This is a genomic window from Flavivirga eckloniae, from assembly GCF_002886045.1.
GTDB lineage: Bacteria > Bacteroidota > Bacteroidia > Flavobacteriales > Flavobacteriaceae > Flavivirga > Flavivirga eckloniae.
On the sequence record NZ_CP025791.1, the window covers coordinates 2493882 to 2520463 of the forward strand.

Below are 26582 nucleotides of genomic sequence, written 5' to 3' on the forward strand. Positions count from 1 at the left end.
TAGTAAACAAAAAGCACCTTCGTAAGGTGCTTTTTGTTTTTGTATCTTAGTCATAAAACGAATCACAATGAAGGCAATAAGTTTAGCATTACTAATTACTTGTTTTCTATCGCATTTAAATGGCCAAAATTTAACAGGTGCCCAACTACTGGAAAAGGCCATCGAATATCATGATAAAAACGGGTATTGGGCTTCGTTTAATGAGGAACTACATGTGACTATGGAAACACCTGATAAAGCGCCTAGAATCAGTAACATTACAATAAATTTACTGGAAGACTATTTTCAGGTTATTGCAACCAGAGACTCTGTAACTACTAGGTTTACTATAAATAAGGGCAAGTGCACTTTTGCCTTAAACGATTCTACAAATATATCTGAAGAAAAGCTAAAAAAACATAATCTTAGCTGCAAACGTGCCGAGCTTTACAAAAACTATTACACCTATCTCTATGGGTTACCAATGAAATTAAAAGACCCCGGAACGATTATAGAAGAAAAAGTTGAAAAGAAAACATTTAAAGGAAAAGACTATTTGGTTTTAAAGGTATCTTATGACCATAACATAGGACATGATATTTGGTACTTTTACTTTAATCCAAAATCTTATGCCATGGAAGTGTATCAATTCTTTAAAACAGATGAAAACGGACAGCAAATTGATGATTCTGGCGAATATATTATCCTAACAGAAGAAAAGGTTTTAAACGGCATTAAAATGCCTAAAAACAGAGCGTGGTATTACAACAAAAATGATGCTTATTTAGGAACAGATATTTTGAATTAAACAGCCTAAATTTTTTGTCTTTCAGAAGGAGGAACGACTGAAGAATCTATCTGAGAAAAATGAGAAAAAGAGATTCTTCACTTGCTTCGGCTCCGCTCAGCACAAGTCGTTCAGAATAACATTGTTAGAACTTTATTTAACTATTTGATTTAAATGATACTCCAAGTGATCTACATAGTCTTCAATTAAAAACCTTAAATCGGATATTTCATCACTAGGAAGTTCTATTTTATAACTCAGTGTTTCTTTTGTTTGTTGCTTTATTACATAGCAGACTCTATTATTGATTGACGCCCAGAAATTAGCAATTTCTTTCAGCTCAGCATCCTGATAGTTATTAGCCTTTACCAAATCATCCTGCTTATACTGCCTTATTTTAAACGGTTTGTTTGCTGTTTGAATTTCGGTAAACCGCTGTAGATTATTTATTCCAGAATCAATAAGGTGCCCCAAAATCTCTTTTCTCGACCACTTTTCCGGTAATGGTTTTTGAGTCATTTCTGCATCAGAAGATTGCGATATATAGGCTACTCCTTTAGTTATTAAGCTTTCTAATTTATATACGATTTCGTCCATTATTAAAAAATATAAAGTACATGATTATTTTCTACTGCTTACCTATCAGATTTAACTCGCCTTGCAACTTCCTTTTTGCTTCAAACTTGTTAACATCAACAACATATGTTTTCGAAAGGGAATCGTGCCAACCTTTGCCTTTGGCGCCTAAAAAAGATAATGCATCAAAAGGAATTAATCTGCAAAAGCTCCTCTTTAAAATATCCAGATACGTGGGTTTGTTTCCATTTGCCGTAACAACCAGGGTCTTGGTTACATACTTTCCTAAGGTTCTGTTGGTGAAACCTTCCATAAAAAAATAATAGCCTAACATTATTGAATAGGTAAATATATAATCTTGTAGCGTAGACAATTCAAGAAGAAAATCATTTAAAGCGTAATTACTGGTACTTTCTGCAATATAAAAAAGCAAATAAATTGCACCATATACTATGCCGTATTGAGGTATTAAATCAATAAGATAGTTTACAAAACGCATATTATTACTGGCAAGAACGTCCTCAGTAACCTGAAAGCTGTTTTCCATATGTAGGTTGGTTAATTGGATTATCAAGTAAATATAATCTTTTAAAAGCAAAAAGGCATCCCAAAAAGGATGCCTTATGCGCCTGATAAATTCTATCTATATAAATCTATAGTTGTTAAGATCCACACATGAGGCAATCATCACCTTCACCAGCTTTTGCCTGTGCGATGAGCGCCTTCATTTCCTCTGCAGTCATGGGCTCAACTTCCGGCGCATTCTGTTGCGCAAATTTAGCCGCATTTTGAGCTGCCAATTTCTTCTTCTTTGAGTCCTCTTTTTGCTCTACAGCGGTATCTGTATCTGTAACCTCAACAACTTCTGCTTTCGGTTCTTCTTTCTTGGTAGTTTGTAAAGTAAACTTAATCGCATCTACAGCACTCTTAGTACGTAAATAATACATACCTGTTTTTAAGCCACTCTTCCATGCATAGAAGTGCATTGAAGTTAGTTTAGCCATAGTTGCACCCTCTAAGAATAAGTTAAGCGATTGCGACTGATCTATAAAGTAACCTCTTTGACGAGACATATCTATAATATCCTTCATACTTAATTCCCAAACCGTTTTGTATAAGTCTTTAATATCTTGAGGAATAATATCTATATCTTGTACAGAGCCATTAGCTCTCATAATTTCTTGCTTTAAATTTTCGTCCCAAAGACCAAGGTCAACAAGGTCTTCTAATAAATGCTTATTCACAACAATAAATTCACCAGACAATACACGACGTGTGTAAATATTGGAAGTATAAGGCTCAAAGCACTCATTATTACCAAGAATTTGAGATGTTGATGCCGTTGGCATTGGCGCTACCAATAATGAGTTACGTACACCATGTTTAAGCACTTGTTTACGTAGCTTTTCCCAATCCCAGTTTCCACTTAATTCATTATCCTTTAAATTCCACAAGTTATGCTGAAACTCACCTTTACTTATTGGAGAACCTTCGTAAGTTTCGTAAGGACCATCTACTTTTGCTTCTTCCATACTTGCTGTAACAGCTGCATAGTATAGCGTTTCAAAAATATCTTGATTTAGTTTTTTAGCTTCATCGCTAGTAAAAGGCATACGCAATTCTATAAAGGTATCTGCCAATCCTTGAACACCTAAACCTATTGGTCTGTGGCGCATATTAGAATTTTCGGCTTCTTTTACCGGATAGTAATTTCTATCGATAACTCTATTTAAGTTTTTGGTAACACGCTTGGTAATACGGAACAATTCTTTATGATCGAACGCTCCATTTTTAACAAACATAGGTAATGCGATAGACGCTAAATTACACACAGCAACTTCATCTGGAGATGTGTATTCCAAAATCTCTGTACATAAATTAGAGGAACGGATGGTTCCTAAATTTTTCTGATTAGACTTACGGTTAGCCGAATCCTTATAAAGCATATAAGGTGTACCCGTTTCTATTTGCGATTCTAATATTTTCTCCCAAAGTTCACGGGCTTTTATAGTTTTACGCCCTCTTCCTTCTTTTTCATATTTCGTGTATAATGCTTCAAATTCTTCGCTATGTGTTTCTGGTAATCCCGGACATTCGTTAGGACACATTAAAGTCCAATCGGCATTCTCTTCAACACGTTTCATAAACAAATCTGAAATCCACATCGCATAGAATAAATCACGTGCACGCATTTCTTCCTTACCGTGGTTTTTCTTTAAATCCAAGAAATCGAAAATATCGGCATGCCAGGTTTCTAAATAAATAGCAAAACTTCCTTTACGCTTTCCGCCTCCCTGGTCTACATAACGTGCCGTATCATTAAACACACGAAGCATTGGCACAATACCATTACTCGTTCCGTTGGTTCCAGCAATATAACTACCCGTTGCTCGTACATTATGCATAGCTAAACCAATGCCACCTGCAGATTGTGAAATCTTGGCGGTTTGCTTTAGCGTATCGTAAATCCCATCAATACTGTCTTCTTTCATGGTTAAAAGAAAACAGGATGACATTTGTGGTTTTGGTGTACCTGCGTTAAATAATGTTGGTGTAGCGTGTGTAAAATATTTTTTAGACATTAACTCATACGTCTCAATAGCTGCATCTAAATCATTTAAATGAATTCCAACTGCAACACGCATAAGCATATGTTGAGGACGCTCGGCAATTTTGCCGTTTAATTTTAAAAGATACGAGCGCTCTAAAGTTTTAAAGCCAAAATAATCGTAACCAAAATCGCGGTTATAGATAATTGTAGAATCCAAACGCTCTTTATTAGCCATAATCACATCGTAGACTTCATCTGATAAAAGTGGCGCTTCTTTTCCTGTTCGTGGATTTACATATTTATGTAAATCTTCCATAACATCACTAAATGTCTTTTTGGTATTTTTATGTAAGTTAGAAACCGAAATTCGTGCTGCCAAACGTGCATAATCTGGATGAGCCGTCGTCATGGTAGCTGCTATTTCTGCAGCAAGATTATCAAGTTCACTTGTGGTAACGCCATCGTACAATCCTTCAATTACTCGCATAGCTACTTTTAACGGATCGACCAAATCGTTTAATCCGTAACATAATTTTCTCACTCTGGCGGTGATTTTGTCGAACATGACCTGCTCTTTTCTTCCGTCTCTTTTAATTACATACATATTATTACACTTTTTAGGTTTGGTTTTTCTGATACACCTTCAGAAAAAGGGTTAGTCTGTTATTCTAAAATTTAGATCTAATGGTTAATAATTAGAGTAAAACTCAGTTGCTTAGGTTATTTCAATAAAAGGTACTTAATTTTCCACGTTACCGCGGAAATATGATTCTAATTGGATTTTCAAAAGAGAGAAATCTTCGAAAATTAAGGGTTCAATTAAAAATCGGCGTCAAAACTGAATTTGTCCTCTTCTTCTTCTTTATTAAGGACACCCGCTTTTTGATATTCGGACACACGTTTCTCAAAGAAATTGGTTTTTCCTTGTAACGAAATCATATCCATAAAATCAAATGGGTTTGCTGTATTGTATTCTTTGTCGCAGCCTAATTCGTATAACAATCTATCTGTCACAAATTCCAAATATTGTGCCATTAAAACTGCATTCATACCAATTAAACTAGCTGGTAAAGATTCTGTTATAAATTCACGTTCAATATCTAAAGCATCAACCAATATTTCTCTTATACGAGATTTTGGCACTTTATTTATTAAATGGTTATTATGCAAGTGCACCGCAAAATCGCAGTGTACACCTTCATCACGAGAGATTAGTTCATTAGAAAATGTTAAACCTGGCATTAGCCCTCTTTTCTTTAACCAGAAAATGGAGCAAAATGCACCCGAAAAGAAAATGCCTTCCACTGCAGCAAACGCAATTAAACGCTCTGCAAAACTTGGCGATTCAATCCATTTAAGCGCCCAATCTGCTTTCTTCTTAATAGCTGGAAAGTTCTCTAATGCATTAAACAATAGGTCTTTTTCTTTTTCATCTTTTACATAAGTATCTATTAAAAGCGAATAGGTTTCACTATGAATATTTTCCATCATAATCTGGAAACCATAGAAAAATTTCGCTTCGCTATACTGTACTTCATTTACAAAGTTCTCAGCTAAATTTTCGTTTACTATACCATCACTAGCAGCAAAAAACGCTAGGATGTGTTTTATAAAATAACGCTCATCATCATTTAGTTTTGTAGACCAATCTGTAAGATCTTGATGCAAATCAATTTCTTCCGCTGTCCAGAAACTTGCCTCCGATTTTTTGTACCATTCCCAAATATCATGGTGTTGGATTGGAAAAATAACAAAGCGGTCTTTGTTTTCTTGAAGAATCGGTTCTATAGCCTGAGACATTTTTTTTAAAATTTTTATAAAAATTGAACGAAAATTTACATTCGATTTGGGAGTAACAAAGATTGAAAAATGATGTTGAAAATGAAAGGCATTTTTATAAACATTGTCAACAAGTTTTTAACAAAAGTTTACAAAAATGGATTTTTAGTGAAAATTTTGCGAATTACTCAAAATATTGAAAATCAATTATTTATAAACAAAAAATCGTCCTTAAGCCCAGTAAAACGGGTACCCAACATTAGCAAAAAGTTTACAAAAAATTACAGTTTATTTTAAGGAATTAAGACAAATCTTAACCAATTTTTTTGGAGTTCGCAATCTTCTCTAACTCCATATACCAATCTTCACCAAATTTTCTAATCAACGCCTCTTTCACAAATTTATAAATAGGCACTTGAAGTTCCTTACCTAGCGTACAAGCATCATCACAAATTTGCCATTTGTGATAATTTACAGCCGAAAATTCACTGTAATCCTGAACTCGTATTGGATATAAGTGACAAGACACTGGCTTTTTCCAGGAAATGCGCCCTTGATTATATGCTTCTTCTATACCACAAAGCGCTACTTTTTTGTCATTAAAGATAACGTATGCACAATCAGCACCATTAATTAATGGTGTTTCCAATTCACCATCTTCGGTAGTTACGTACACACCTTGAGCTTCGATAGCTTCTATGCCTTCTTTACGCAGAAAAGGTTTTACCTCAGGATAAATATCTTCAAGTATTTTAATCTCACCTTTATCTAGAGGCGCCCCGGCATCTCCATCAACACAGCATGCCCCTTTACAGGCAGAAAGATTACACATAAAGTCTTTCTCTATGATATCTTCGGATACGATGGTTTTTCCTAATTGAAACATCTGGCAAAAATAGACAATCTTTGGATTTTTTTTATGCAATTATCTTATATTTAATACCGACCTTTGTCGGCAAAATTAATAACCAAAGAATATGCAATTAAACTTTAAAGAAATCTTTACAGCTTTTATGGTATTATTTGCTGTTATAGATATTATTGGAAGCATTCCGATAATAATAGATTTACGAAAAAAAGCAGGACAAATACAAAGTGAAAAGGCCTCTATAATAGCAGGTATTATATTGGTACTTTTCTTGTTTTTAGGTAAAAGTATTTTAAACCTTATTGGTATTGATGTAAATTCGTTTGCTGTTGCTGGTGCCTTTATTTTGTTTTTTATTGCTTTAGAGATGATTTTAGGAATCACATTATATAAACAGGAAGAGACTACGGCTGTAACGACTGCGGTATTCCCATTAGCGTTCCCATTAATTGCAGGGCCGGGTAGTTTAACGACTTTGTTATCGTTAAGAGCCGAATTTAGAACAGAAAACATTGTTATTGCTTTAATAATGAATGTTATTTTTATTTATATAGTACTTAAAACATCGTCTAGAATAGAGCGCTTTATTGGGCAAAACGGTATTAATATAATACGTAAAGTGTTTGGTGTCGTTTTATTAGCTATTGCCGTTAAGTTGTTTGCTCACAATATTAAAGCCTTGTTTGAAATTGCATAATTATATTTAGAATGAAATATTTAACTATTATTATAAGTGTTATAGCCTTGGGGTTAATGATTTTTAATTTTACCAAGGTTGATTTTAGTGCGCCTTTTGAAGGAGATAGCATTATCGCCTTAATTACAATTGCAGCATCGCTTTGTGTTATCTTGATGATGCTTATTTTAAGGACATCGAAACGTATTGAACAAAAAGTAAAAAAGCGTAACTAATGTACAATACCCTTATTATAGGTGGCGGTGCCGCCGGGCTATCCTGCGCTTTGGTTTTAGGTTCTGCAAAAAACAAACCTTTTGCCAAAGACAAGCGTATTGGCATTATTGCCCACCAAAAAACATCGCACCTTCAAACTGCCTTGTTCAACAATGTATTGGGTTTATCTCCAGAAACTACTGGGGCTTCTATTTTAGAAAGTGGCAAAAAACAATTAGCAACTTTGTATCCGCATGTGGATCAAATTGAAAGTGAAAAGGTATTGGAATTATCAAAATCCGGAGACGTTTTTAATGTGAAAACCAACAAAAACAGTTACACAGCCAAAATAGTTGTTATTGCTGTTGGTTATACAAATTTAATGACCATTAAAGGATTGAAACACCATATTGAACCACACCCACGAAGTCCTATTGAAAAAAACCGTATCTGGTTAAAAAACGACAATCATTTAATTGAAGATGGTTTATATGTTGCTGGCACACTTGCCGGATGGCGTAGTCAATTTGCCATAGCATCTGGTAGTGGCGCACATGTCGCTACCGATATTTTAACGCTTTGGAATGGCGGTAAGGATACTAAGGTTCATGATAAGGTTGAAGTTTAAAAGTGTTTGGGCATATCTTTACTGCCATGCAACACTCTAACAATTCTAATATATCTATCTATAATTCGATAGAAAACAATGTGCTCCTGTTCAGGAATACCAAACAAACCTACTTTTAACTCGTTGCGCTTCCTTCCTATTTCAGGATTTGCTACTAACTGATTAAAAACATCCTCTAAATCCGAAAGATATTTTACAGCTTGATTAAAGCCATGCTTATATTCTGTGTAATCAAAAATGTCTTCAAGATCAAAATCAGCTTGTTCTGATAGCTTGTAGCCTTTAAGCATTTTTATTTCTCTTGTCTTGCCTATCCTTAATTATATCTTGTACCTTACGCTTGCTAGTAGCTCCAGACCACCCTTTTTCAATTTCAGCTTTTAAATCCATGATTATTCTATGCCTATACAACTCATGCAAACGTAATGCATCCCTAACTAATTCACTTGCATTTTGAAAATCGCCAGATTCGATCTGACTGGTGATATATTCACGTTGCTTTTTTGTTAAACTTACATTCATTATAATTCCGTTTTGTTACAATCAAATATAATGAATAATATCCATATATGACAAATATGGACATCTCTTATAAACAATAGTTCTTAATGGTATAAATATGGATCTTCGGGTTTAACGCTAAGAAACGATGGAAAAGACACCAAAGTGCATGATAAGGTTGAAGTTTAGTTTTTTACATCACTCAACTTAATAACCTCATCAATCATAATATCACGTTGATTGAAAACTTCCTCAAAGGCTCCTCCTCCGTAAAGCTGATCGGCCAATGCAGCCTTAATATATTGTTTTACCTCGGTATGATAGGCAACAAACGTAATGTTAGAATCGGTACGTACATTTAAGTAATCCTGAAAAGCAAATACTAGATCATCACCCACCTCAAATGAATCGATAAAATCCTGTCTTGAAATACCTTCGTAAAGACGTCTATCCTTTTCGAGCTCTTCAAACACAAAGTACCCAATAAAGCCACGTCTTTGTAAAAAGGTAAGCGTTTCATTTTGCATACTACTATCTATTGGTACGAATACATCTGGAATAATACCGCCGCCACCATAAACGACCTTTCCTCCTGGTGTAGTAAATTTTAAAGAATCTGCAACCTTGATTTTGTCAGGATCTAAAAGCTCTCCGCTATTCAGGCGGTCGAAATATTCATCGTAATAATCCTTATTTCCATTTTTATATGAACGCTGAATGGAACGTCCTGTTGGTGTGTAATAGCGTGATACCGTTAAGCGTACTGCACTACCATCTCCCAAATCCATCTCACGTTGCACCAAGCCTTTACCATAAGAACGACGCCCTACTATGGTGCCTTTATCATTATCCTGCAAAGCTCCGGCAACAATCTCACTTGCCGATGCCGAATTCTCGTCTATAAGCACATATACATGTCCGTTTTCAAAATCACCTTTACTGGTTGCATAGCTCTCTTCAATACTTCCGCGTTTGTTTTTAGTGAATAAAATAAGCTTGTCATCTTCTAAAAACTCATCCACAATTTGTTCTGAAATACTTAAAATTCCGCCCGGATTATTTCGTAAATCCAAGGCAATTTCGGTCGCTCCTAATTCTAAAAGCTTATCCAAGCCTTTTTTAAATTCTTTATAGGTAGACTCTGCAAAGCGGTTTATTTTTATGTATCCTAGTTTTTCGGTCAGCATATAAGCTGCATCCACACTTTTAATGGGAATTTTACCTCGCTTTACTGTAAAACTTAACAGCTCGGGCTCGCCTTTTCTGTATACTTTTAATTTGATTTTAGTATTAATTGGCCCTTTTAGTTTTTTAACCATTTCACCATCATTCAACCTATCACCAAAAAGCGTATCATTGTCTGCCATAATAATCCTATCACCACCCTTAATTCCTGCTTTAGCACTTGGACCACCTTCAATAGCCCTAATTACAGCTATGGTATCTTTATAAGGATAAAAGCTAACTCCGATACCTACAAAATCACCTTTCATTTCTTCGGCTACACGCTCCATGGCATCTTTAGGAATATACACCGAATGTGGATCGAGATTCTCTAAAATACCATTAACCGTAACGTCAACAATACTATCTGTATTTATGTCGTCAACATAATCGTAATCAATATAATCTATTAACCTGTTAAGTTTATCCTTTTTACTGTTTGTAGAAAACAATCTATCAGATGTGTCTCTAAAATCTAATTTTCCACCAATAAAAATGCCAGTTGCTATTGCAACTCCCAAAATCAACGGCAAGTATTTTTTTTGAAATGACATTACGCTTTTAAATCTTCTATTAGTTTAAGGTCGATACCCGCCTTTTTTAAGAATATTAATCCGGAATCATCTTTATACGATTCATTATATACCACTCTTACAATGCCTGCTTGGTGTATTAGTTTACTACACTCCTTACAAGGTGACATGGTAATATATAATGTAGCGCCTTTACAGGATTGTGTAGATGCTGCTACTTTTAAAATCGCATTTGCTTCGGCATGTAACACATACCATTTTGTGTAACCTTCGTCATCTTCACAAAAATTCTCAAATCCAGAAGGTGTTCCGTTATATCCATCGGAGATTATCATTCTATCTTTCACAATAACCGCGCCAACTTGTCTGCGATTACAATAAGATAATTTCCCCCATTCTTTTGCTATTCTTAAATAAGCTTTGTCGTACTTAAGTTGTTTATTTTCAGGCATTAATTTACTTATAATTATAACGTGATAATTGCCACATGGCAAATTGGTTTTAAGATGGTTGCTTTTCTACAAAAATCAAGAATACTCTAACATCCGCCTTAATTCCTTCACGCAAAACAATATAACGAAGATACTTGGTTAGTATTTTAATTACAACGCAAGTTCGTTAAAGTTTTACGAAAGTTTAATATGATTTATTAAAAAAACTGAAGATTTCGTTAAATAAAACGCTACACCATCCTCTCAACTACTAACGCATACATAATCGATAGGCTAGAATAACCACTTTATGAGTTGTTCCAATCTAATTGATGGATTTTTCTACTACTATAAGAAATCGCTATTTAAGATCATGGGGATAACTAAACCAACAACAATGGAAGATACTACCATAATCCAATCGCGTTTAGAGAATCTAAAAATAGTTTGTACTATATACCCTAAAAACAAGACTAAAAACACAATAATAACCTGTGCCAACTCTATTCCCAAGGCAAACTCCAAAAGCAACACTAATTTACTATCTGAAGCTCCTAATAGTATTTGGAATTCGCGTGCGAAACCTAAACCATGTATTAAACCAAAAAATAGGGTAGACAGAAACAGCACCCCAACCTTTTCTTTTTGAGCTCCTTTACCAGATGTAAACACATTAAAAAGTGCCACAATTAATATGGTAATCGGAATTAAAAATTCTACAATTCGGGCATTAATGCGAACGACACCATAAGCCGCCAAAATAAGCGATAGTGTATGCCCTAGAGTAAACATAGAAACCAATAACAATACACGTTTCCAGTCCTTAAACATATAAGGAACGGTTAAAACAATAAGAAACAAAACGTGATCGTATGCGTTGATATCCAACACATGGTTAATGCCGTATTCTACGTTAAACCAAAAATTTTCAAACATAATAATTATTAAGATTATGGGGATTGTTCAAATATACAATTAATTAGATTCTTTTAAATATGGTATTATATTTTTTATCCCATTGTTAGACTTTATATCAAGCATTATTTTTTTGGCAATAAATTGACACTTACTGTAACAGTCATCTTTTGGTTGTGTCTAAAAATTATAAAGCATGTATTAATTAAATAAAAAAACTTTATGATTTACAAAACGAAATCGAAATTACTAATGGTTATACTATTCTGTATGAACTCTATAATTATTAACTCACAAACAAATAAAACGGAAAAGATGACGGTAGAACAACAAAATGTATTAAACACCATCGAAAAAATGACAACGGCCTTTCAAAACAAAAAGATTGATGAGGTAATGGCTTGCTATGAGCCAAACGCAGTTGTCGTTTTTGAACCTGAATTGCCGATATCTGATACAAATGTTTTGAAAGAAATGTTTACTAAGATGTCTATGTTAAACCCCATTTTCACTTATAGTGGCCATGAAGTGTTTATAACCGGAAATATTGCAACTCATATTACACCATGGAAAATGACAGCAAAAGCACCGGATGGAACCGACATAAAAGAAAGCGGATTGTCTATTGCTGTTTTAAGAAAACAAGATGATGGAACGTGGTTAATGATATTAGATAATCCACATGGCCAATTTCTAATGAATAAATAAGATAATTTTGATAACATTTTGTCGTTGTAAAGACAAAATGTTATCATTTAAAAACACGAAATGGTGAAAAAAATATTTGATATCTCTACTTCAGACGCTACTTTAATAGAAGAGTCCCTTGCTGGTAATAAAAAAGCATTAGAAAACCTTATTAAAAAACATCAAGATTGGATTTATAATATTGCCTTAACTTTTGTAGGTGATAAAGATGAATCAGCAGACTTGACACAGGAAGTTTTAATAAAAATTGTTACAAAATTAGAGTCATTTAAACAAAAGAGTCATTTTAAAACTTGGGTATATCGCATTATAAAAAACCACTTTTTAAATATGAAAAGAGGCAAGTATGAAACCGACTCACAAACATTTAGACAATTCGGACAAGGACTTGACCAACTACCTAACGAATCACTCTCTGACTATTCTTATGATGTTGAGGATAAATATTTAGTAAAAGAAGCAAAAATCAGTTGTATGAAAGGCATGTTATTATGTCTTGATCGGGAACAACGCATGATTTATATAATAGGAGAATTGTTTGAGTTTACAGATGCTATTGGCAGCGAAATAATGGAAATTTCAAAAGAAAACTTTAGGGTTAAATTACATAGGGCTAAAAAGCAGTTATATAATTTTATGGACAATAAATGTGGCCTTGTAAATAAAAGCAACCCTTGCCGTTGTGCCAGAAAAACTGTGGGATTTATAAAGATGGGATTTGTTGACCCCATAAATCTACATTTTCAAAAAAATATCATTTCAGATATTAATAAGGTCATTGACAAAAAAATAAGTCATTATGAGGATGGCGTTTTATCTGAATATCAAAAATTATATCAGGAACACCCTTTTTTACAAAGTCCTGATAAGTTGGAGTCTATCAGAAGTTTACTTTCCTCTAAAACAATAAAAGAGACTTTTAACTTTAATTAAAAAACACTTTTGTAAGAATTTCTCAAAAATAATTAGATTTGGTTGAACGTATCATAGTTTAAAATTAAATATTACCAATTTGGTTTCTGATTTTTAAACAGAAAATAAACTATTGCTATATCTTTGCGAAGCATTTTTAAATGAAGCACTATGCATTTTAAAACTTTAAGCATATTAAGTCTACTGGTTATATTTATGTCTTGTAAAAAGACTCAGGATAGCAATGTTGAAATTAATGTAGAAAATACCAATAGCAAGGAAGTTACCGAAAAGGACATTTCTAAAATTGATTACGTGGAGTTTGATTTAGACTTAAAAGCTGAAGATATTGTTAAAAACTGGCTAGGATATAGCGACCTACAAGAAAACATTAGCAATATTAAAAAAGGGGATTTAACCTTTTTTAAAGATAACGAAGAATCTATTAATGCACTATTAAAAGAGTTAAAATCGGGTATTCCAAAAGAAATTAAAGTACCTTCTATTTCTGCCAGAGTTACAGTATTAGAAACTAAACTTCATAAATTAAAAAGTTTATCAAATTTATCTACTACAAGCAAGGAAGAACTTATAGATACGATTAAAGATTTTTTAATTTCTTTTTCCAGTTTAAACTTACAGGTAAATAAGAAAGTAGAATTCGATAGTCGAAAAATCGAGAAGCCTCAATAGGTCATAAAATAAAGGCCATTTGAAAATTTAATTGATGATGTTATTGCAAATTCCTAGTTAAACTTAGAATTAAACAGAGACGGGTTAGTACAGCCGTTTGTATTCGACTGCTCACAGACCGACACTCTTTAATAACACCGTACTTAATTATTCAAATGGTCTTTAAATATTTATTACTTTTTAGCTTCTGCCGCTTGCGCTTGCAAAATTTGCTTTTGTCTTAACAACTCGTTCTTTGTTAATTGAACCATATTAAAGTTAGGTGACACTTTTAAAGCATCATCTAAAATATCAACGGCAGCATCGATATTGGCTTTTTTATCCTTATTAAAAGCAACAAGTGCTTTTAAATACATGAATGCCGCTTTTAATTGCACTTCATATGGTGTTTGAGTTTCGTAATAAGCCTTTTTCATATCTTCCTTAACATTTGCCATACCGTACGTAACATGCTTTTCAGCTTCGGTTATTTTTTGGGTTTGCAAATTAAGTTCTGCTAATTCGTATGCTATTATGGCACTTGGCTTTCTTTTAAACATCTCATCAAAAAACTTAATAGCTAATTCTGGTTGTTTAACCGATTTTAAAGACAAAGCTTTTACTTCGATTGCAATATCAGAATCTGTAGCACTCTTTTCAATACCTATGGTATTAAGAGCCTGCATATATTTACCTTCGGTCATATACAAATAAGCAAGCGTATCTTTTCTCGCTTGAGACGGTGACAATATATTTAAATGTGTCATCCCGTTTATTATGCCTTGAACATCGCCTTGTGCCCTCATTTGCTTATAATAAGCTTCATAATGTTTTATTAACTCTGAGTTGCTTTGTGCTGTTAAAGAAAAGCTACTCACTACTAAAATCAATGCTAAAAATCTTTTCATTCCTCTATTATTTATTTAACGCGCTAAAACTATAAAAAAATAGTGTTTAAATCCTTAAAAGATTACTAATTATTTTTGTTTGGGCTAAACAATTTCCTTTCCTGTTAAAATCAATCGTGGCTTTTTTACCACAATCACACAGTAATACTTGTAGTTATTAGCCTGAGCAAAAAGTTTATAACCGGAATATTTAAAAAAAATGCCTATATTTAAGAATAACTAAATTATAGCATTATGGGAATAAAGAGTTTTTTACCTTCTCGAAAAAAAACAAAAAACGCTACAACCGTAACCCCAATTAAGGTTAGTGATTATATGACTACGAATTTGATTACGTTTAAACCTAATCAAAGAATTGAACATGTTATTGATGCTTTAATTAAGCATAGGATTTCAGGAGGACCTGTGGTAAATGAAAAAAACGAATTAATTGGTGTTATTTCAGAAGGGGACTGTATAAAACAGATAAGTGAAAGTAGATATTATAATATGCCAATGAATAATGACGCTACCGTTGAAAAAAATATGGTTAAAAATGTTGAAACCATTGAAGGCAATATGAATATTTTTGATGCAGCCAATAAGTTTCTTAATTCTAAACGCCGACGTTTTCCTATTATCGAAAATGGTAAGCTGGTAGGCCAGATAAGCCAAAAAGACATTCTTAAAGCTGCTATGGCACTTAAGGGTCAGAACTGGAAATAAATTAATGCGAGTTAAATTTAATAGTCGTTGATTTTCAATTAGTTACATTTAAAACACCTCTAACGTTCCCTCAAGGGGATAATTTTACCGAGTGGGATTCCTCCCTCGAGGGAGGATTAAGGAGGGTGTTTTTAAATATAAAATATTTTATACTCCTAATAATCAGAACTTTACAATAAAGTTAAATAATTTAACGTGAATCTTGCTTAAGAATTCAAAGTGTTCCTCCCTTTTAAAAAGGGAGGTGTATCCCGATGTAATCGGGATTCGGAGGGTTATATTTGTTTGTTATTTTTAATAAAACGCCTCTTTCTTCCTATTTTTATCAAAATCGAAATTCATTTCTCGGCTTTAATTTAAAGAGGAGAGCACTGCGACAGTAAAAAAATAGTTCTGAAACAAGTCTGGGACGCACACCGACATAAATTCTCTTATCCAAGATTCACGTTAATTTAAGTTAAACTCACCTTAAATTAAGGCCTTTTTCTTTCTACTTATTTTATTGCTTTAGGATGATCTGTAATGACCAGTTTTTGATTGGCATTGCTTTCTAATGCTGCTATTTTTGAATAGCTATATCCTTTAATAGGTTCTTTTAACGTTTTCCATTTTGCTACACCCCCAACCGTTATCGTCTCTCCTATTTCAATAATCCTTTCGGCATACCTTAAGGGTTTATTAAACCCTAACCAGTTTTCACTTTCAATTCCGAATGAATCCAAAATCTTTCGAAACTCTGGTGTTGGATCTTTAAACGTCCCAGACGACACACAACGATCTTCAACCATATAGCTATAATAATTGTCTGTTTCCAGAGAAGGTTTTACCATAACCAACTCCCCTTGTTGTTCTATAAAAAAATCCTGAATATCTTCCTTGCTTACTAAAGTCTTCCAACGTGAAGTTTTACCCGACCTCACATTTTGCTTGACCTCAAAAATATAAGCTACACATTTTCGCTTGCTAAATGGTGCAATAAACGGTTCTTGTACTTGTAACACTTTTCCAGATACCTTGGTTAGTTCGTTAGTTCTAAATTGCGATATTCGTTTTGCCTTAAACTTAGATAGCTTCCTTAAAACAATGTTTTTTTTATTGAAATAAAGTGATAAAATAATAACTAAACCTATAACACAAAACGTTAAAGCAATTAGAATAGATTTTGGCATTTCGGTCATTGGAGCTATTTTAAAGTATATTTAATGAGTATGTATTCTTTTCAATGTGTTACATAAAACCTAATCTTTATTCTCGTTTTACCAATGCATAATAATCGCCTTCTAATGGTAAATACCCTTGATCATATACAAAGTAATAAACGGTGCCTGCTTTAGTTGTATAAATACTTGTAAAATAATTAAAGTCGAAACCTGCTTCTATAAGTTTAGCACGCGATGTTTTTGTTTTTTGTTCTGGATTGAGTGCTTCTAAAATCCTATAATTTTTGCGTAACCTATTATTTGTATTACGTATTAAATTTTTACTGTCTTTATTTACTCTGTTATTATAAGCATTTCTGCAACCATCGCCACAAAACTTCTTATCCATTCTGCCAACAATCTTTTCACCACATTCCAAACATTGTTTTTGCATAACTATTTATTTTCGATTTTATACCAACGTAATTGAAGTTTCTCTTTCTCATAGAAAAAATCTTCAACATAATCCAGTCCAATTTTTAAAAGTGCATTATGCGAAGCCTGATTTCCCATTTCTGTTATACCGTATAATTCGGGAAGTTTTAAAACCTTAAACGCATAATCGACTGCTGCCTTACCAGATTCTGTTGCATAACCCTTGCCCCAAAAACGTTTTATTATTCTATAGCCTACGTCATAATACTCATCAAAACCGTTCAGTGGGTGTTCTTTATTAAGTTTTATTCCAGACCAGCCCATAAACTCCTTAGTCTGTTTATTAATTAGAGCCCAACGCCCAATACCCCGCTCGTTATATTGATGTATTATATCCGCTATGATCTTCTTCGATTCTTCTCTCGTTTTAATGGGCTTGTTTCCTAAATACCTATGTACTTCCGGGTCTGAGTCTAACTCATACATACCCTCTAAATCGCTTAACCTAAGTTCTCTTAAAATTAACCGTTCGGTTTCTATATTAAATTGCATTGTACGTTGTTTTTACCAATCACCTGCATACCCTAAATCAAGGTTTGTTTTTTGTTTTAAATAATGATAATTGTATCTTAAAATTTGCCTGATATGCAAATAGTCATGCGCCAACCAATTGGTTAAAAATAGTTTTGCAGACATGTTGCCTAACTCAGGGTGTTTTAATTCGTTATCCCATTTAGCATCTGCCAGACTTTTTAACCATACTACAGACTGTTTTCTTTCTTCTAAAAAAGCGAAAAGCATATGGTCGTAGTTTTTAGTACTATACGCTCTTTTTTCAACCCACCCTTCAGGATCAATTGGCACAAGTGGTTCTTCAGGGGTATTAAGTGCGTGTGCTACACGAGTTTTAAAATCGTCTCGTTCTTCATCCAATAAATGACAGACTATTTCTAACAAATTCCATTTTTTCGGATCGGGTCGCCATAAATACGCTACTTCGTCTTTAGACATTAAGAGACTTTTAAACACCTGCTGATTGTTTTCCAATTGCTGAATAATCTCTTTAATGAACATCTGTTTCATATATTTTTAGGCATTATCGCCAAAACCTACTCATACTTTAAATTAGCTAAGCCCAAATACTTTCAAGTGTATAGGCACCACCTTCGAACACCCAATGCGCACCTGTTAAAAGCCTGTAATTCCTATCTAGATCGGTAATTCTTTTCATATCACTATCCGATAAATGAATTGCCTCTGCCTCAAGGTTCTGAACAATTCTACCAGGGTTTACCGATTTTGGAATAACCGAAGTACCTCTATGTAATGCCCAACTTATTAGTATTTGACCCGGTGTTGCGTTTTTAGATTTTGCAATGCCTGCAATTACAACATCCTCTAATAATTTAGGTTCGTTTTCGGCTTTAAATTTCTCTGCTCTATCAGACGAACCCAATGGTGCATAAGCTGTAAAATGAATATTATTATCTCTACAAAAAGACAGTAAATCTTCTTGCTGAAAGTATGGATGCGACTCAACCTGATTCATTTCGGGGATTATTTTAGAATTCGAAATTAAATCTTGTAAAGCCTTCTTTCCGAAGTTAGAGACTCCTATATGCTTTGTTAAACCCAATTCTAAAGCGTCTTCCATAGCCTCCCATGTTACTGCATTAGGAAGATCGTCCAAAGAAATTAAATCTTCCTTGGCGCCAACAAACAATATTTCTTTCTTTAAGGCCACCGGCCAGTGGATTAAGTACAAGTCCAAATAATCTAGCTGAAGATCATGTAAGGTTTGCTTTAAAGTTGGGATGACATCTTCCTTTGCATGGGCATTACACCAAAGTTTCGAAGTGATCCATAAATCCTTTCTAGCAACAATACCTTCGCTTATACACTCCGATAATGCCTCTCCAATTTCTTTTTCGTTACCATAAATTGCTGCACAATCGATGTGCCTGTAGCCCTCTTTAATGGCTGTTTTTACAGCATTATATACTTCTCCTGGCTCAGATTTCCATGTACCTAACCCAAAAGCAGGCATTTCGTCATTATTATTAAACTTTAATGTTCGCATGTATTTTTTAATATTAGTTATTTTCTGTAGATTTTCAGGTTTTAGGCTTTACATACCATAATTGAGGTATTACTTGCAATTACCCTACACCTTGTTTTATGCAAAATTACATTTTATTTACTCAAAATAGTAATATAGGCTTTCCAAGAACCAACTTCATCTTTATATTGTTTTGCCATAACATGAGCTATTTGAGCAATATGCCCTAAATCATGCGTTACCCAAGTTGCCAATAGTTCTTTTAAAGTAACCTTGCCCAATTCCGGATGTATAGCTTTCATATTAAATTGGGATTCGGTAATCTGTAATTCTTTTAATGTCTTTAAGTTTTCTAGGCGTAATTCTGAAAACTCTTCCAGCAATTGCTGTAATGTTTTCCCTTTAGAATTTTCGAATTGTGCAAACCTGTCGAAAGTCTTAAATGTTTTGCTCTCAGCATGACTTAAAACAATTTTTGTTCGAATAATCCAATCTGTTTTTTCACCATGAATTAAATGCCCAACTATATCGAATGCACTCCATGTATCATCACCTTCATTGGCATAAACCCACTCGTCTGATAAACCAGAAAGCAGACTACTAAGCGTATTTGGTGTGCGCTCTAAAATTTCTAAAGCTTGTTCTAAATTGTAAGTCATACTATTTTCTTTATTAGTAAAAACGTTAAGGGCATTCATGACCAAATATAAGATTATTCTTAACACGAAAAAGGTGTTTTTACGGGTATCTCTTCCCGCATAAACCCCAATAAAATCTTCAATATGAAATAACTACAGATTATAAAGTATATTAAGATGCCCCCGGTATGAATATTATTTTAATAAACTACGGTTTTACTATTAAGCAGATTCCTGCCTTTGCAGGAATTCGTATGCTTTTAAACACTCGTAATAATTGAAGTAAAATGCCTTTCCTCTTTGTCAAACTCAGCTTTTATCCCTAATAACAGATTTTTTGGCGATAAAAATGTTGACTGTTCTTCTAAAGCTAAAAGCGAAGCATGCATAATAGCAGAGATGATTTGCGCTCCTGTTAACTCATACTTTTCAGCTATTTGATTTATTAAACCTTCTTCTACAGAAACATTCTTAGGAACTGAATTGGCCCAAAGCTTTACGCGTTCTTCAAGGGTTGGTTTTGAAAACTTAATGATAGAATTGAATCGTCTTAAAAAAGCATCATCGATATTATTTTTAAAATTGGAGGTTAAAATCACTAGCCCATTAAACCGCTCTACACGTTGTAAAAGATAACTCACTTCCTGATTGGCATATCTGTCGTTTGATGATTTTGTGCTTGTTCTTTTACCAAAAAGGGCATCGGCTTCATCAAACAATAAAATCCATTCTTTATGCTCGGCGAGATTAAATATTTTTTCTAAATTTTGTTCAGTTTCGCCAATATATTTCGATACGACTTGCGATAAATCTATTCTATAAACGGGTCTGTTAAATTCTTTTCCAAGCAATGTTGCTGTTAACGTTTTACCCGTTCCCGAAGGCCCAAAAAACAAGGTCCTAAAACCAGGAAGTATGTGTTTTTTCATGTTCCATGCTTCCAATAATGTTTTTTGGTGTTTAATCCATAGCTTTATTTGGGTAATTTGGGTATGGAGTGCTTCGTTTACAATTAAATCTTCCCATTCCATATAAGTACTTACTTCTTTAGCAGGAAAATTAGCGCCAAATTTGGGCTTAAGAGTTTCTCCATAACATAATAGATGAACAACCTCCTTAGGAAATATTAGTTTGCCACTCATTACAGGCTCTCCATCTTTTACATCTTCTAAGAGTAAAATATTGTCTTTAAAAAACCAATGATCTGGTGAAAACAATTGCTGAATTTGTAATCGGTAATTTATATCGTTCTTTGCTAATAAATATAAGGCTGTTTGTCCCGTAGGAATTAATCCTCTATAACTTTCTGTTTTAACACCACCTAATTCTGGTAAATCACCGCCTTCAGGATAAACTTCTTTTATGATAGTTTCTAAAAAATTAGGGAGCACATGTGGCACCAATACTAAAGACAGAATAAAGCCTTCCTCATGTGTTGTTTCTCTTTCTAAGATTTCTGAAAAAGTGTTTCGGAAATTGAATTCTGCAACACTTTTATCCCTTAAAGAATTTAATATAAATAATTTTAAATTTTGAAAATACATAAGTTATAATTTACCTAATAGTGCGTTTTAAGGAAGTGAAACATGGTATAAAACACCTTCATAATCAGAGACATACAACTCCTTATTATGAATAATGCTTTTGCAATTGATATAAAAAGGGGTTTCTAAAATTTTAAAATCGATAATCTTATTTAATGAACTAGAATAGAATATAACCGTACCTTTTTTAGTTGCTAAAAAAACAATAATATCTTTATACGTTTGTAATACAGTAATACCCGAATAATCTAAACTATCTATCCCAGAGGCCCAATTTAAAGCCAACTGGACATTATTATTCTCCCAATCTATTATATAAACATTTTGGTTTGTAATATGATAGCACACACCATTCAAATAGACCGTATCTCCTAAATACGTTTTTTCTATCACTACGTTTTGTGTTTTAATTATGTCATCTGTAACCTTTATTCTATATATATAATCGTATTTTGATTGTATGATATAGGTATCTAAATCTGGAGTCTTAATTATCTTCTCAAGCGTGATTGGTTTATCTTTATCCGTAGTAGGATCTTTATAAAAATCATTAAGCTTATAATCCTGACAGCCATTTTCATCTCTGTAAATAAGGTTGTTGTTATATTCAATATCCAGCTCAAGCGTGTATGTTCCATTCGTATTAAATATAATTCCGGAGCTATTAAATTTTTTAACTGAAAATGTGTCCAAATTAATTATTGAACAAGTACTATCGTTTAAATACAAACAAATAAAACCATCAATTACAGACGTGTCGTAAAGATTAATACCTACTTCATATTTTTCTTGAAATACTTTTTTAAAACCTGTTTCAATAGAGAAAACCGTTAACTCTGCCGCATTTAAAACCACTAGTTTATTTTCGGCTACAATAACGGTATCCTCCACAGACAGTTTTGGCAATTCATTGTTTTGAGATACTGTAAAAACATCATTTTTCAATTCTTGAAATTGATTATCATCATCTAAAAGAAATAATACATTATTTGAATTAAAAAGCGTTTTTATTTTTTTCATAATCACAATATTATCTTTCTGTTTTAAATATAGCTATTAAAAAACATGAATATTAGCAAGGAATCGTTGAATATTTCTTGCACCTGTATGCCCCATAAAATACGGATTTCCTGAACCTTCTAAAGTTGTTCTGATTAAATTTCTTAAAGCGGTTTGGTTTGTAACATTTCCTGTTAACATCCGTCTACTAAATACCCATCGAAAATCTGCTCCATGTTGCATATCATGAACTACTTGAGTTACAAAATTAGTGTTTACTATATGATCCCAGTTTTTAAATTCATAATGTACACCATCAATCACCGCATCAATAACCCTTTGACCACCAGAAACCGCATCTTCTAAATGGGTTAATCCTGCCAACATTCTAGGATGCCTTTCTAAAAAGGACATGACATATCTGGCTCCAACACCGGTATTACCTCCTGCCCCTAAACCAGTTATAAATGTTGAAAGCCCTCCAACTCCTCGTTGTGCCATACTTTCTATTGCAGAAACAGCAGCCGTAAGTCTTCCCGGATTGAATCCTACATAATTTCTCAATCCTAATATCAGCCTTTCAGAATGTGCTGCTAAATTGGGGTGTGCTGCCAATTGAAAAAGCCTTCTTCCCAAGGCAGGATCTCGTGTTAATGTTGTAACTAATCTAGATGCAACAGGGTTAGCCCCAATAACAATACCTCCTCCTGGCAAACGTGTTCCAACTCTTGCAGTATCATCTGTCCATTCAACCCTACCAGTAGCCAATAACACCCATGGGTTAATATTACCTTCTAATCTAAACCATCCACGTGTAAAACGTACCCTAAACCCTCTAAAGCGTACTCTGGCAAATAATCGTTCAGCAAGTTCTTCAAGTGTGCGTACACCTTGACCTATTCTTCCTCTTACACCCTGCATGACCAATCTACCTCGTGATACCACTGCACCAGCGGTTCTCAACACATATCGGCTTCCAGCACTAACGCCTCTTACTAATCCTCTTCCCAATCGTCCTGTACCCGCAAGCACTCTTCCCGTACCTCTTACCAACGCACTACCGGCTCTTCCAGCTGCTCTACCTACGGTACCAATGCCTGCTTTTAAAGATTTCCAAAATGCAGAACTTCCTAATAATGCAAAAATAGCTTCAACGGCAGCTACTGCAAATGCTCTGGCTAGGGCTTTACTGGCGCCCTGAATGTCTCCATTTATAGATTTATAAACATATTCACCCAGATAGTATGCTGCTCTAATTGCTGCAACACCTATCATAATAGGCATTAAAGCTCCGAATATAGCTGGTAATGCTCCGGTAATTGCTCCTCCCGATAGTACTTCGGCTAAAACAATAACTATAATAACACCAATAATGGTTGGTATTAGCCAGCTTCTATTACAACGCCACCAATGCCCCATTCCTGCCGACATTTGGTTCATGGTATAACGTCCTCTTTGCGATCGTGTTAATGGGCCAAATTTTGCTGCTTCTGGGAAAGCACTTGCTGCTGCATCTTTAGAGCCTCCCGCCGGTGGTGGATTACAGGCTTGCCTTGCCATTTCAGCATTACTTTGAGCCATCATTTGTTGTAAACGCATTTCTGTTTCTTCCTCATGCGTCATCGGTGCCTGACCTGCACCTCCATCTGCCTGACCATCGCCTCCTTCTGCCACGACACCACCAGACGACACCATTTCTGACAGTATGCTATGAACCGAACGTGAGCTATCTTCAGAATTTCCAAATTCTACAGTGCCATCGTTGTTACCTGTTTGACTTAAAATAGCTTGTTGTAAATCGGCACTAGGTGTAAACTCTCCAATACTATCAACTCCTATATCCTGATTTGTATATTCCGAACGACCAAATAGTGAGGCATCACTGGCGTGCACACTATCTGCCAGCCCAGAAGATTGAAATTGCGATTGTAACGAAGGGGGTTCTAAACTCGTTCTTTCAAATGGTAAAGCTTGCGTTAGGTTTACACCTAATAGTTCTTCTTCCATCTGTCCTTCAAATTCTGCAGGAGCTGCTACTGCTGCTGCTATTTGATTACTTAGTAAACTTAAATCGAGTTCTGATACCATGCGTGCCACTCTATTCGCAACAGCCACTTTTTCCTCATCAGGTTTCTCTAAAGTTTGTTGTAAAAATTGAATGATTCTCGCTTTTACTTGTCCCCAGGTTTCACCAAACATGGCAAAATTTGGCATGACCCTAAGCACACCGATCATTACTCTTAACACGAAATTAATAATGGGAGGTTTAAAACAATCAGGCAACAACCTCCAATACCAGGCCACAACGACTATAGGTATTAGCCATGGATTTAAGGATAGGAATATAAGTTTTGCTACCAAAACAACAGCCGGTCTTATAAAACTCCAAACACTTTGTGCCACACCTGCAATAAATTGACCTATACGTGTAGCCTGAGCAACAAGCCAACTTGTTACCCTACTAATCATATTCGATACAGTTCGAACAACGCGTCTTAAAAACACAAAAATTGAAGATCGCATGACTGCATTTACTAGTGATTGAAAAGCAGCTTGTAATTGCTGGAATTTACCATTAAGCCACTGCATGGCATTATTTACCAGCGTTTTTAATTGTTCTATGCCCCTTTTAATTGGATCAAAAATATTTTCCTTTAAATAATTTCTAAACCTTACAAATACCTCATCGTCCCAATGTGCTCTAACCCATTGTACTGCTTGGTATATACCATATACTGCCGCACCAATGGCAGCGAAAAGGCCTAATGGCGATAGTAATACAAGAATACCACCAATGATCATTAATGGTACTTTAATAGGTTCGATAGCGCGTTTAATCCAGTTCCAGGCTTGCGTTGCTTTTTCTACCAGCCAATCCCAAGCTGCCGAAGAGCTTTCCCAGGCGATATTAAACATGCGTTTAATCCAGTTCCAGGCTCTTTGTATGGCACGACGAATGGGCGCAATTAAATCCCATACCCATTGAGCTTTTTCTTTAACCCAGTCCCAGGCTGCTCTTGCATAGCGCTTAATGGCATCAATAGCTGGTTTCCCGTAATCGTTCCAGATACCGCTAAAAAACCCACTAATTTTACTGAGGGTTGATCGTAAGCGAGCTAAAGCACCAGCACTTAAACTTCTAATAAAGTTGAATATCTTTTCTGCCAGTTGCGCAAAACTTCTGCAGGCATCTGCAATATTACCTTGTAGCGTACTAATGATGTTATCTACAAACTCGTGAAGTATCCCAGATAAGCCTTCTTCTTGTAAACGGGTAAACAATCCACCCGTCATAGTATCCAATCCACGGGCAATCATATCCCTAATGGGTTCCCAAATGTTTGAACGAAGAAAACGTAACAGCCCAGGTGCAATCTCGTTAATAATCTCCTCGGCTTTATCTTCTACCCAATTTATAACTCTACCTCCAAACCGAATGGCTGCACCTCCTGTATGATCCCATGCAACAGAAGCACCTCTTGCTATGCCTCTGCCGATATCTCCAAGGATATTTCGTTGTATGGTTTGGCTATTGGATTTTTTTTGAAGTTTTTTAACCTGACTCCCGCCTTGTTGTACGGTATGTGTTAATTCGTGAGCCAATAAATGCTTTCCGCTATTTGTAGCAGGGTTATATTGGCCTTGATTAAAATAAATATCGTTTCCAACTGTAAATGCCTGAGCATTTAAGTCCTGACTCATTTGTATAGCCTGACTATTGGTATGGATTCTAACTTCCGAAAAATCAACTCCAAAACGGTCTTCCATAAACCCTTGGGTATGGTTATCCATACTGCTTCCTGCTCCACGAGTTGCATTAATCTGGCTTTCTATTTGAGGGGACACCTGAGATTCGCCACTGTTGAGCAGTGATGATTTTTGAACCATAGGGGTTATGCTTTCACCTAATGGTTTCATCCTTACTTTTTCTTCCTCCTCACATTTTGCACATTTTTTTTGTACCAGAGGTCCTGTATTACTAAAACTGTGTTTTCTACCTACATCGCTTTGCAATACTTTATCTGCAATAGCATCTGCCTCAATTTCATAAGAATCGTTTTCTGCACCAACACTCATTTTCTTTTGTACCACAGGGCTAAAGAAAGGCGCTTTTGCCTTTGGCTTAGCTTGTGTTGCTTTTGGTTTTGATTCTTTATTTACAGATGCCTGATTCATTTTTATTGAATTGGGTTGACCCC

The 26582-nt window shown here is 34.6% G+C and carries 28 protein-coding genes; 8 read left to right on the top strand and 20 right to left on the bottom strand.

The features are described from left to right. Nucleotides 1-67 precede the first annotated feature (67 nt). Nucleotides 68-787 (top strand): DUF6503 family protein, encoded by a 720-nt coding sequence (locus C1H87_RS10100; RefSeq protein ID WP_102755684.1) that lies wholly within the window; start codon nucleotides 68-70, stop codon nucleotides 785-787. Nucleotides 788-919: 132 nt separating this feature from the next. Here C1H87_RS10100 and C1H87_RS10105 read toward each other — a convergent pair whose 3' ends face one another. The 5 genes from C1H87_RS10105 to C1H87_RS10130 all read right to left on the bottom strand — a co-directional run bounded on the left by C1H87_RS10105 (nucleotide 920) and on the right by C1H87_RS10130 (nucleotide 6558). Next, a complete protein-coding gene (locus C1H87_RS10105) occupies nucleotides 920-1363 on the bottom strand; it encodes a DinB family protein (protein WP_102755685.1) in 444 nt (147 codons plus the stop codon). A 31-nt stretch (nucleotides 1364-1394) separates the two neighbouring features. Then, nucleotides 1395-1889: an RDD family protein gene (locus C1H87_RS10110; RefSeq protein ID WP_102755686.1), complete on the bottom strand. Its 495-nt coding sequence runs from the start codon at nucleotides 1887-1889 to the stop codon at nucleotides 1395-1397. A 115-nt stretch (nucleotides 1890-2004) separates the two neighbouring features. After that, nucleotides 2005-4497, bottom strand: coding sequence for a ribonucleoside-diphosphate reductase subunit alpha (locus C1H87_RS10115; protein ID WP_102755687.1), 2493 nt, complete (start codon nucleotides 4495-4497; stop codon nucleotides 2005-2007). Nucleotides 4498-4712: 215 nt separating this feature from the next. Next, the gene (locus C1H87_RS10120; protein ID WP_102755688.1) at nucleotides 4713-5693 is read right to left on the bottom strand and encodes a ribonucleotide-diphosphate reductase subunit beta; all 981 of its coding nucleotides are present in this window, start codon (nucleotides 5691-5693) and stop codon (nucleotides 4713-4715) included. A gap of 292 nt (nucleotides 5694-5985) precedes the next feature. Beyond that, nucleotides 5986-6558, bottom strand: a complete 573-nt coding sequence (locus C1H87_RS10130; protein ID WP_102755690.1) for a DUF3109 family protein — start codon at nucleotides 6556-6558, stop codon at nucleotides 5986-5988. Nucleotides 6559-6649: 91 nt separating this feature from the next. Here C1H87_RS10130 and C1H87_RS10135 point away from each other — a divergent pair, with 91 nt between their 5' ends. From C1H87_RS10135 to C1H87_RS10145, 3 genes are read left to right on the top strand one after another with little or no spacing between them, the layout of a single operon-like run. Then, complete coding sequence (locus C1H87_RS10135; protein ID WP_102755691.1) at nucleotides 6650-7237, top strand: MarC family protein; 588 nt, start codon at nucleotides 6650-6652, stop codon at nucleotides 7235-7237. Nucleotides 7238-7248: 11 nt separating this feature from the next. After that, nucleotides 7249-7452 carry a hypothetical protein gene (locus C1H87_RS10140; protein ID WP_102755692.1) on the top strand — a complete coding sequence of 68 codons (204 nt, stop codon included), beginning with the start codon at nucleotides 7249-7251 and terminating at the stop codon, nucleotides 7450-7452. Further along, nucleotides 7452-8060 carry an FAD-dependent oxidoreductase gene (locus tag C1H87_RS10145; RefSeq protein WP_102755693.1) on the top strand — a complete coding sequence of 203 codons (609 nt, stop codon included), beginning with the start codon at nucleotides 7452-7454 and terminating at the stop codon, nucleotides 8058-8060. Before C1H87_RS10140 ends, C1H87_RS10145 begins: the two co-directional genes overlap by 1 nt. On the opposite strand, the gene C1H87_RS10150 is transcribed toward C1H87_RS10145, so the two are convergent. The 5 genes from C1H87_RS10150 to C1H87_RS10170 form a co-directional block, all read right to left on the bottom strand. Beyond that, nucleotides 8057-8350, bottom strand: a complete 294-nt coding sequence (locus C1H87_RS10150; protein WP_233783421.1) for a type II toxin-antitoxin system RelE/ParE family toxin — start codon at nucleotides 8348-8350, stop codon at nucleotides 8057-8059. The genes C1H87_RS10145 and C1H87_RS10150 overlap by 4 nt on opposite strands. Beyond that, entirely contained in the window at nucleotides 8343-8582 is a 240-nt protein-coding gene (locus tag C1H87_RS10155; protein ID WP_102755695.1) for a type II toxin-antitoxin system ParD family antitoxin, read from the bottom strand. Before C1H87_RS10155 ends, C1H87_RS10150 begins: the two co-directional genes overlap by 8 nt. A gap of 164 nt (nucleotides 8583-8746) precedes the next feature. Continuing rightward, nucleotides 8747-10339 (bottom strand): S41 family peptidase, encoded by a 1593-nt coding sequence (locus tag C1H87_RS10160; RefSeq protein WP_102755696.1) that lies wholly within the window; start codon nucleotides 10337-10339, stop codon nucleotides 8747-8749. Beyond that, nucleotides 10339-10770 carry a deoxycytidylate deaminase gene (locus tag C1H87_RS10165; RefSeq protein WP_102755697.1) on the bottom strand — a complete coding sequence of 144 codons (432 nt, stop codon included), beginning with the start codon at nucleotides 10768-10770 and terminating at the stop codon, nucleotides 10339-10341. The genes C1H87_RS10160 and C1H87_RS10165 overlap by 1 nt, the downstream gene beginning before the upstream one ends. A 327-nt stretch (nucleotides 10771-11097) precedes the next feature. Further along, nucleotides 11098-11685 carry a HupE/UreJ family protein gene (locus C1H87_RS10170; protein WP_102755698.1) on the bottom strand — a complete coding sequence of 196 codons (588 nt, stop codon included), beginning with the start codon at nucleotides 11683-11685 and terminating at the stop codon, nucleotides 11098-11100. A 249-nt stretch (nucleotides 11686-11934) separates the two neighbouring features. Here C1H87_RS10170 and C1H87_RS10175 point away from each other — a divergent pair, with 249 nt between their 5' ends. The 3 genes from C1H87_RS10175 (at nucleotide 11935) to C1H87_RS10185 (ending at nucleotide 13977) form a co-directional block, all read left to right on the top strand. After that, a complete protein-coding gene (locus C1H87_RS10175; protein ID WP_158655180.1) occupies nucleotides 11935-12372 on the top strand; it encodes a YybH family protein in 438 nt (145 codons plus the stop codon). 60 nt (nucleotides 12373-12432) lie between these two features. Beyond that, nucleotides 12433-13305, top strand: a complete 873-nt coding sequence (locus C1H87_RS10180; RefSeq protein ID WP_102755700.1) for an RNA polymerase sigma factor — start codon at nucleotides 12433-12435, stop codon at nucleotides 13303-13305. Between the two features lie 150 nt (nucleotides 13306-13455). After that, nucleotides 13456-13977, top strand: a complete 522-nt coding sequence (locus C1H87_RS10185; protein ID WP_102755701.1) for a hypothetical protein — start codon at nucleotides 13456-13458, stop codon at nucleotides 13975-13977. Between the two features lie 173 nt (nucleotides 13978-14150). On the opposite strand, the gene C1H87_RS10190 is transcribed toward C1H87_RS10185, so the two are convergent. After that, entirely contained in the window at nucleotides 14151-14864 is a 714-nt protein-coding gene (locus C1H87_RS10190) for a hypothetical protein (protein WP_102755702.1), read from the bottom strand. A gap of 234 nt (nucleotides 14865-15098) precedes the next feature. Between C1H87_RS10190 and C1H87_RS10195 the strand changes: the two genes are divergently transcribed. Next, nucleotides 15099-15569: a CBS domain-containing protein gene (locus C1H87_RS10195; RefSeq protein ID WP_102755703.1), complete on the top strand. Its 471-nt coding sequence runs from the start codon at nucleotides 15099-15101 to the stop codon at nucleotides 15567-15569. A gap of 494 nt (nucleotides 15570-16063) precedes the next feature. Here C1H87_RS10195 and C1H87_RS10200 read toward each other — a convergent pair whose 3' ends face one another. The 9 genes from C1H87_RS10200 to C1H87_RS10240 form a co-directional block, all read right to left on the bottom strand. After that, nucleotides 16064-16747, bottom strand: a complete 684-nt coding sequence (locus C1H87_RS10200) for a hypothetical protein (protein WP_102755704.1) — start codon at nucleotides 16745-16747, stop codon at nucleotides 16064-16066. A 67-nt stretch (nucleotides 16748-16814) separates the two neighbouring features. After that, entirely contained in the window at nucleotides 16815-17162 is a 348-nt protein-coding gene (locus C1H87_RS10205) for a hypothetical protein (protein WP_102755705.1), read from the bottom strand. Nucleotides 17163-17164: 2 nt separating this feature from the next. Then, a complete protein-coding gene (locus C1H87_RS10210; RefSeq protein ID WP_102755706.1) occupies nucleotides 17165-17695 on the bottom strand; it encodes a GNAT family N-acetyltransferase in 531 nt (176 codons plus the stop codon). Nucleotides 17696-17707: 12 nt separating this feature from the next. Then, on the bottom strand, nucleotides 17708-18226 hold the full coding sequence (locus tag C1H87_RS10215; protein WP_102755707.1) for a DinB family protein: 519 nt from the start codon (nucleotides 18224-18226) through the stop codon (nucleotides 17708-17710). Nucleotides 18227-18272: 46 nt separating this feature from the next. After that, nucleotides 18273-19223 (bottom strand): aldo/keto reductase, encoded by a 951-nt coding sequence (locus tag C1H87_RS10220; protein ID WP_102755708.1) that lies wholly within the window; start codon nucleotides 19221-19223, stop codon nucleotides 18273-18275. A gap of 113 nt (nucleotides 19224-19336) precedes the next feature. After that, nucleotides 19337-19927 (bottom strand): DinB family protein, encoded by a 591-nt coding sequence (locus C1H87_RS10225; protein WP_233783423.1) that lies wholly within the window; start codon nucleotides 19925-19927, stop codon nucleotides 19337-19339. A 173-nt stretch (nucleotides 19928-20100) separates the two neighbouring features. Beyond that, complete coding sequence (locus C1H87_RS10230) at nucleotides 20101-21384, bottom strand: ATP-binding protein (protein WP_102755709.1); 1284 nt, start codon at nucleotides 21382-21384, stop codon at nucleotides 20101-20103. A gap of 27 nt (nucleotides 21385-21411) precedes the next feature. Then, nucleotides 21412-22404, bottom strand: a complete 993-nt coding sequence (locus C1H87_RS10235) for a hypothetical protein (protein WP_102755710.1) — start codon at nucleotides 22402-22404, stop codon at nucleotides 21412-21414. 36 nt (nucleotides 22405-22440) lie between these two features. Then, nucleotides 22441-26559, bottom strand: coding sequence for an eCIS core domain-containing protein (locus C1H87_RS10240; protein WP_102755711.1), 4119 nt, complete (start codon nucleotides 26557-26559; stop codon nucleotides 22441-22443). Nucleotides 26560-26582 lie beyond the last annotated feature (23 nt).

Excerpts from the sequence above, each read along its gene's own strand:
- C1H87_RS10100 (WP_102755684.1), top strand. The coding sequence starts at position 68 with ATGAAGGCAATAAGTTTAGCATTACTAATTACTTGTTTTCTATCGCAT.
- C1H87_RS10105 (WP_102755685.1), bottom strand. The coding sequence starts at position 1,363 with ATGGACGAAATCGTATATAAATTAGAAAGCTTAATAACTAAAGGAGTA.
- C1H87_RS10110 (WP_102755686.1), bottom strand. The coding sequence starts at position 1,889 with ATGGAAAACAGCTTTCAGGTTACTGAGGACGTTCTTGCCAGTAATAAT.
- C1H87_RS10115 (WP_102755687.1), bottom strand. The coding sequence starts at position 4,497 with ATGTATGTAATTAAAAGAGACGGAAGAAAAGAGCAGGTCATGTTCGAC.
- C1H87_RS10120 (WP_102755688.1), bottom strand. The coding sequence starts at position 5,693 with ATGTCTCAGGCTATAGAACCGATTCTTCAAGAAAACAAAGACCGCTTT.
- C1H87_RS10130 (WP_102755690.1), bottom strand. The coding sequence starts at position 6,558 with ATGTTTCAATTAGGAAAAACCATCGTATCCGAAGATATCATAGAGAAA.
- C1H87_RS10135 (WP_102755691.1), top strand. The coding sequence starts at position 6,650 with ATGCAATTAAACTTTAAAGAAATCTTTACAGCTTTTATGGTATTATTT.
- C1H87_RS10140 (WP_102755692.1), top strand. The coding sequence starts at position 7,249 with ATGAAATATTTAACTATTATTATAAGTGTTATAGCCTTGGGGTTAATG.
- C1H87_RS10145 (WP_102755693.1), top strand. The coding sequence starts at position 7,452 with ATGTACAATACCCTTATTATAGGTGGCGGTGCCGCCGGGCTATCCTGC.
- C1H87_RS10150 (WP_233783421.1), bottom strand. The coding sequence starts at position 8,350 with ATGCTTAAAGGCTACAAGCTATCAGAACAAGCTGATTTTGATCTTGAA.
- C1H87_RS10155 (WP_102755695.1), bottom strand. The coding sequence starts at position 8,582 with ATGAATGTAAGTTTAACAAAAAAGCAACGTGAATATATCACCAGTCAG.
- C1H87_RS10160 (WP_102755696.1), bottom strand. The coding sequence starts at position 10,339 with ATGTCATTTCAAAAAAAATACTTGCCGTTGATTTTGGGAGTTGCAATA.
- C1H87_RS10165 (WP_102755697.1), bottom strand. The coding sequence starts at position 10,770 with ATGCCTGAAAATAAACAACTTAAGTACGACAAAGCTTATTTAAGAATA.
- C1H87_RS10170 (WP_102755698.1), bottom strand. The coding sequence starts at position 11,685 with ATGTTTGAAAATTTTTGGTTTAACGTAGAATACGGCATTAACCATGTG.
- C1H87_RS10175 (WP_158655180.1), top strand. The coding sequence starts at position 11,935 with ATGAACTCTATAATTATTAACTCACAAACAAATAAAACGGAAAAGATG.
- C1H87_RS10180 (WP_102755700.1), top strand. The coding sequence starts at position 12,433 with ATGGTGAAAAAAATATTTGATATCTCTACTTCAGACGCTACTTTAATA.
- C1H87_RS10185 (WP_102755701.1), top strand. The coding sequence starts at position 13,456 with ATGCATTTTAAAACTTTAAGCATATTAAGTCTACTGGTTATATTTATG.
- C1H87_RS10190 (WP_102755702.1), bottom strand. The coding sequence starts at position 14,864 with ATGAAAAGATTTTTAGCATTGATTTTAGTAGTGAGTAGCTTTTCTTTA.
- C1H87_RS10195 (WP_102755703.1), top strand. The coding sequence starts at position 15,099 with ATGGGAATAAAGAGTTTTTTACCTTCTCGAAAAAAAACAAAAAACGCT.
- C1H87_RS10200 (WP_102755704.1), bottom strand. The coding sequence starts at position 16,747 with ATGACCGAAATGCCAAAATCTATTCTAATTGCTTTAACGTTTTGTGTT.
- C1H87_RS10205 (WP_102755705.1), bottom strand. The coding sequence starts at position 17,162 with ATGCAAAAACAATGTTTGGAATGTGGTGAAAAGATTGTTGGCAGAATG.
- C1H87_RS10210 (WP_102755706.1), bottom strand. The coding sequence starts at position 17,695 with ATGCAATTTAATATAGAAACCGAACGGTTAATTTTAAGAGAACTTAGG.
- C1H87_RS10215 (WP_102755707.1), bottom strand. The coding sequence starts at position 18,226 with ATGAAACAGATGTTCATTAAAGAGATTATTCAGCAATTGGAAAACAAT.
- C1H87_RS10220 (WP_102755708.1), bottom strand. The coding sequence starts at position 19,223 with ATGCGAACATTAAAGTTTAATAATAATGACGAAATGCCTGCTTTTGGG.
- C1H87_RS10230 (WP_102755709.1), bottom strand. The coding sequence starts at position 21,384 with ATGTATTTTCAAAATTTAAAATTATTTATATTAAATTCTTTAAGGGAT.
- C1H87_RS10235 (WP_102755710.1), bottom strand. The coding sequence starts at position 22,404 with ATGAAAAAAATAAAAACGCTTTTTAATTCAAATAATGTATTATTTCTT.
- C1H87_RS10240 (WP_102755711.1), bottom strand. The coding sequence starts at position 26,559 with ATGAATCAGGCATCTGTAAATAAAGAATCAAAACCAAAAGCAACACAA.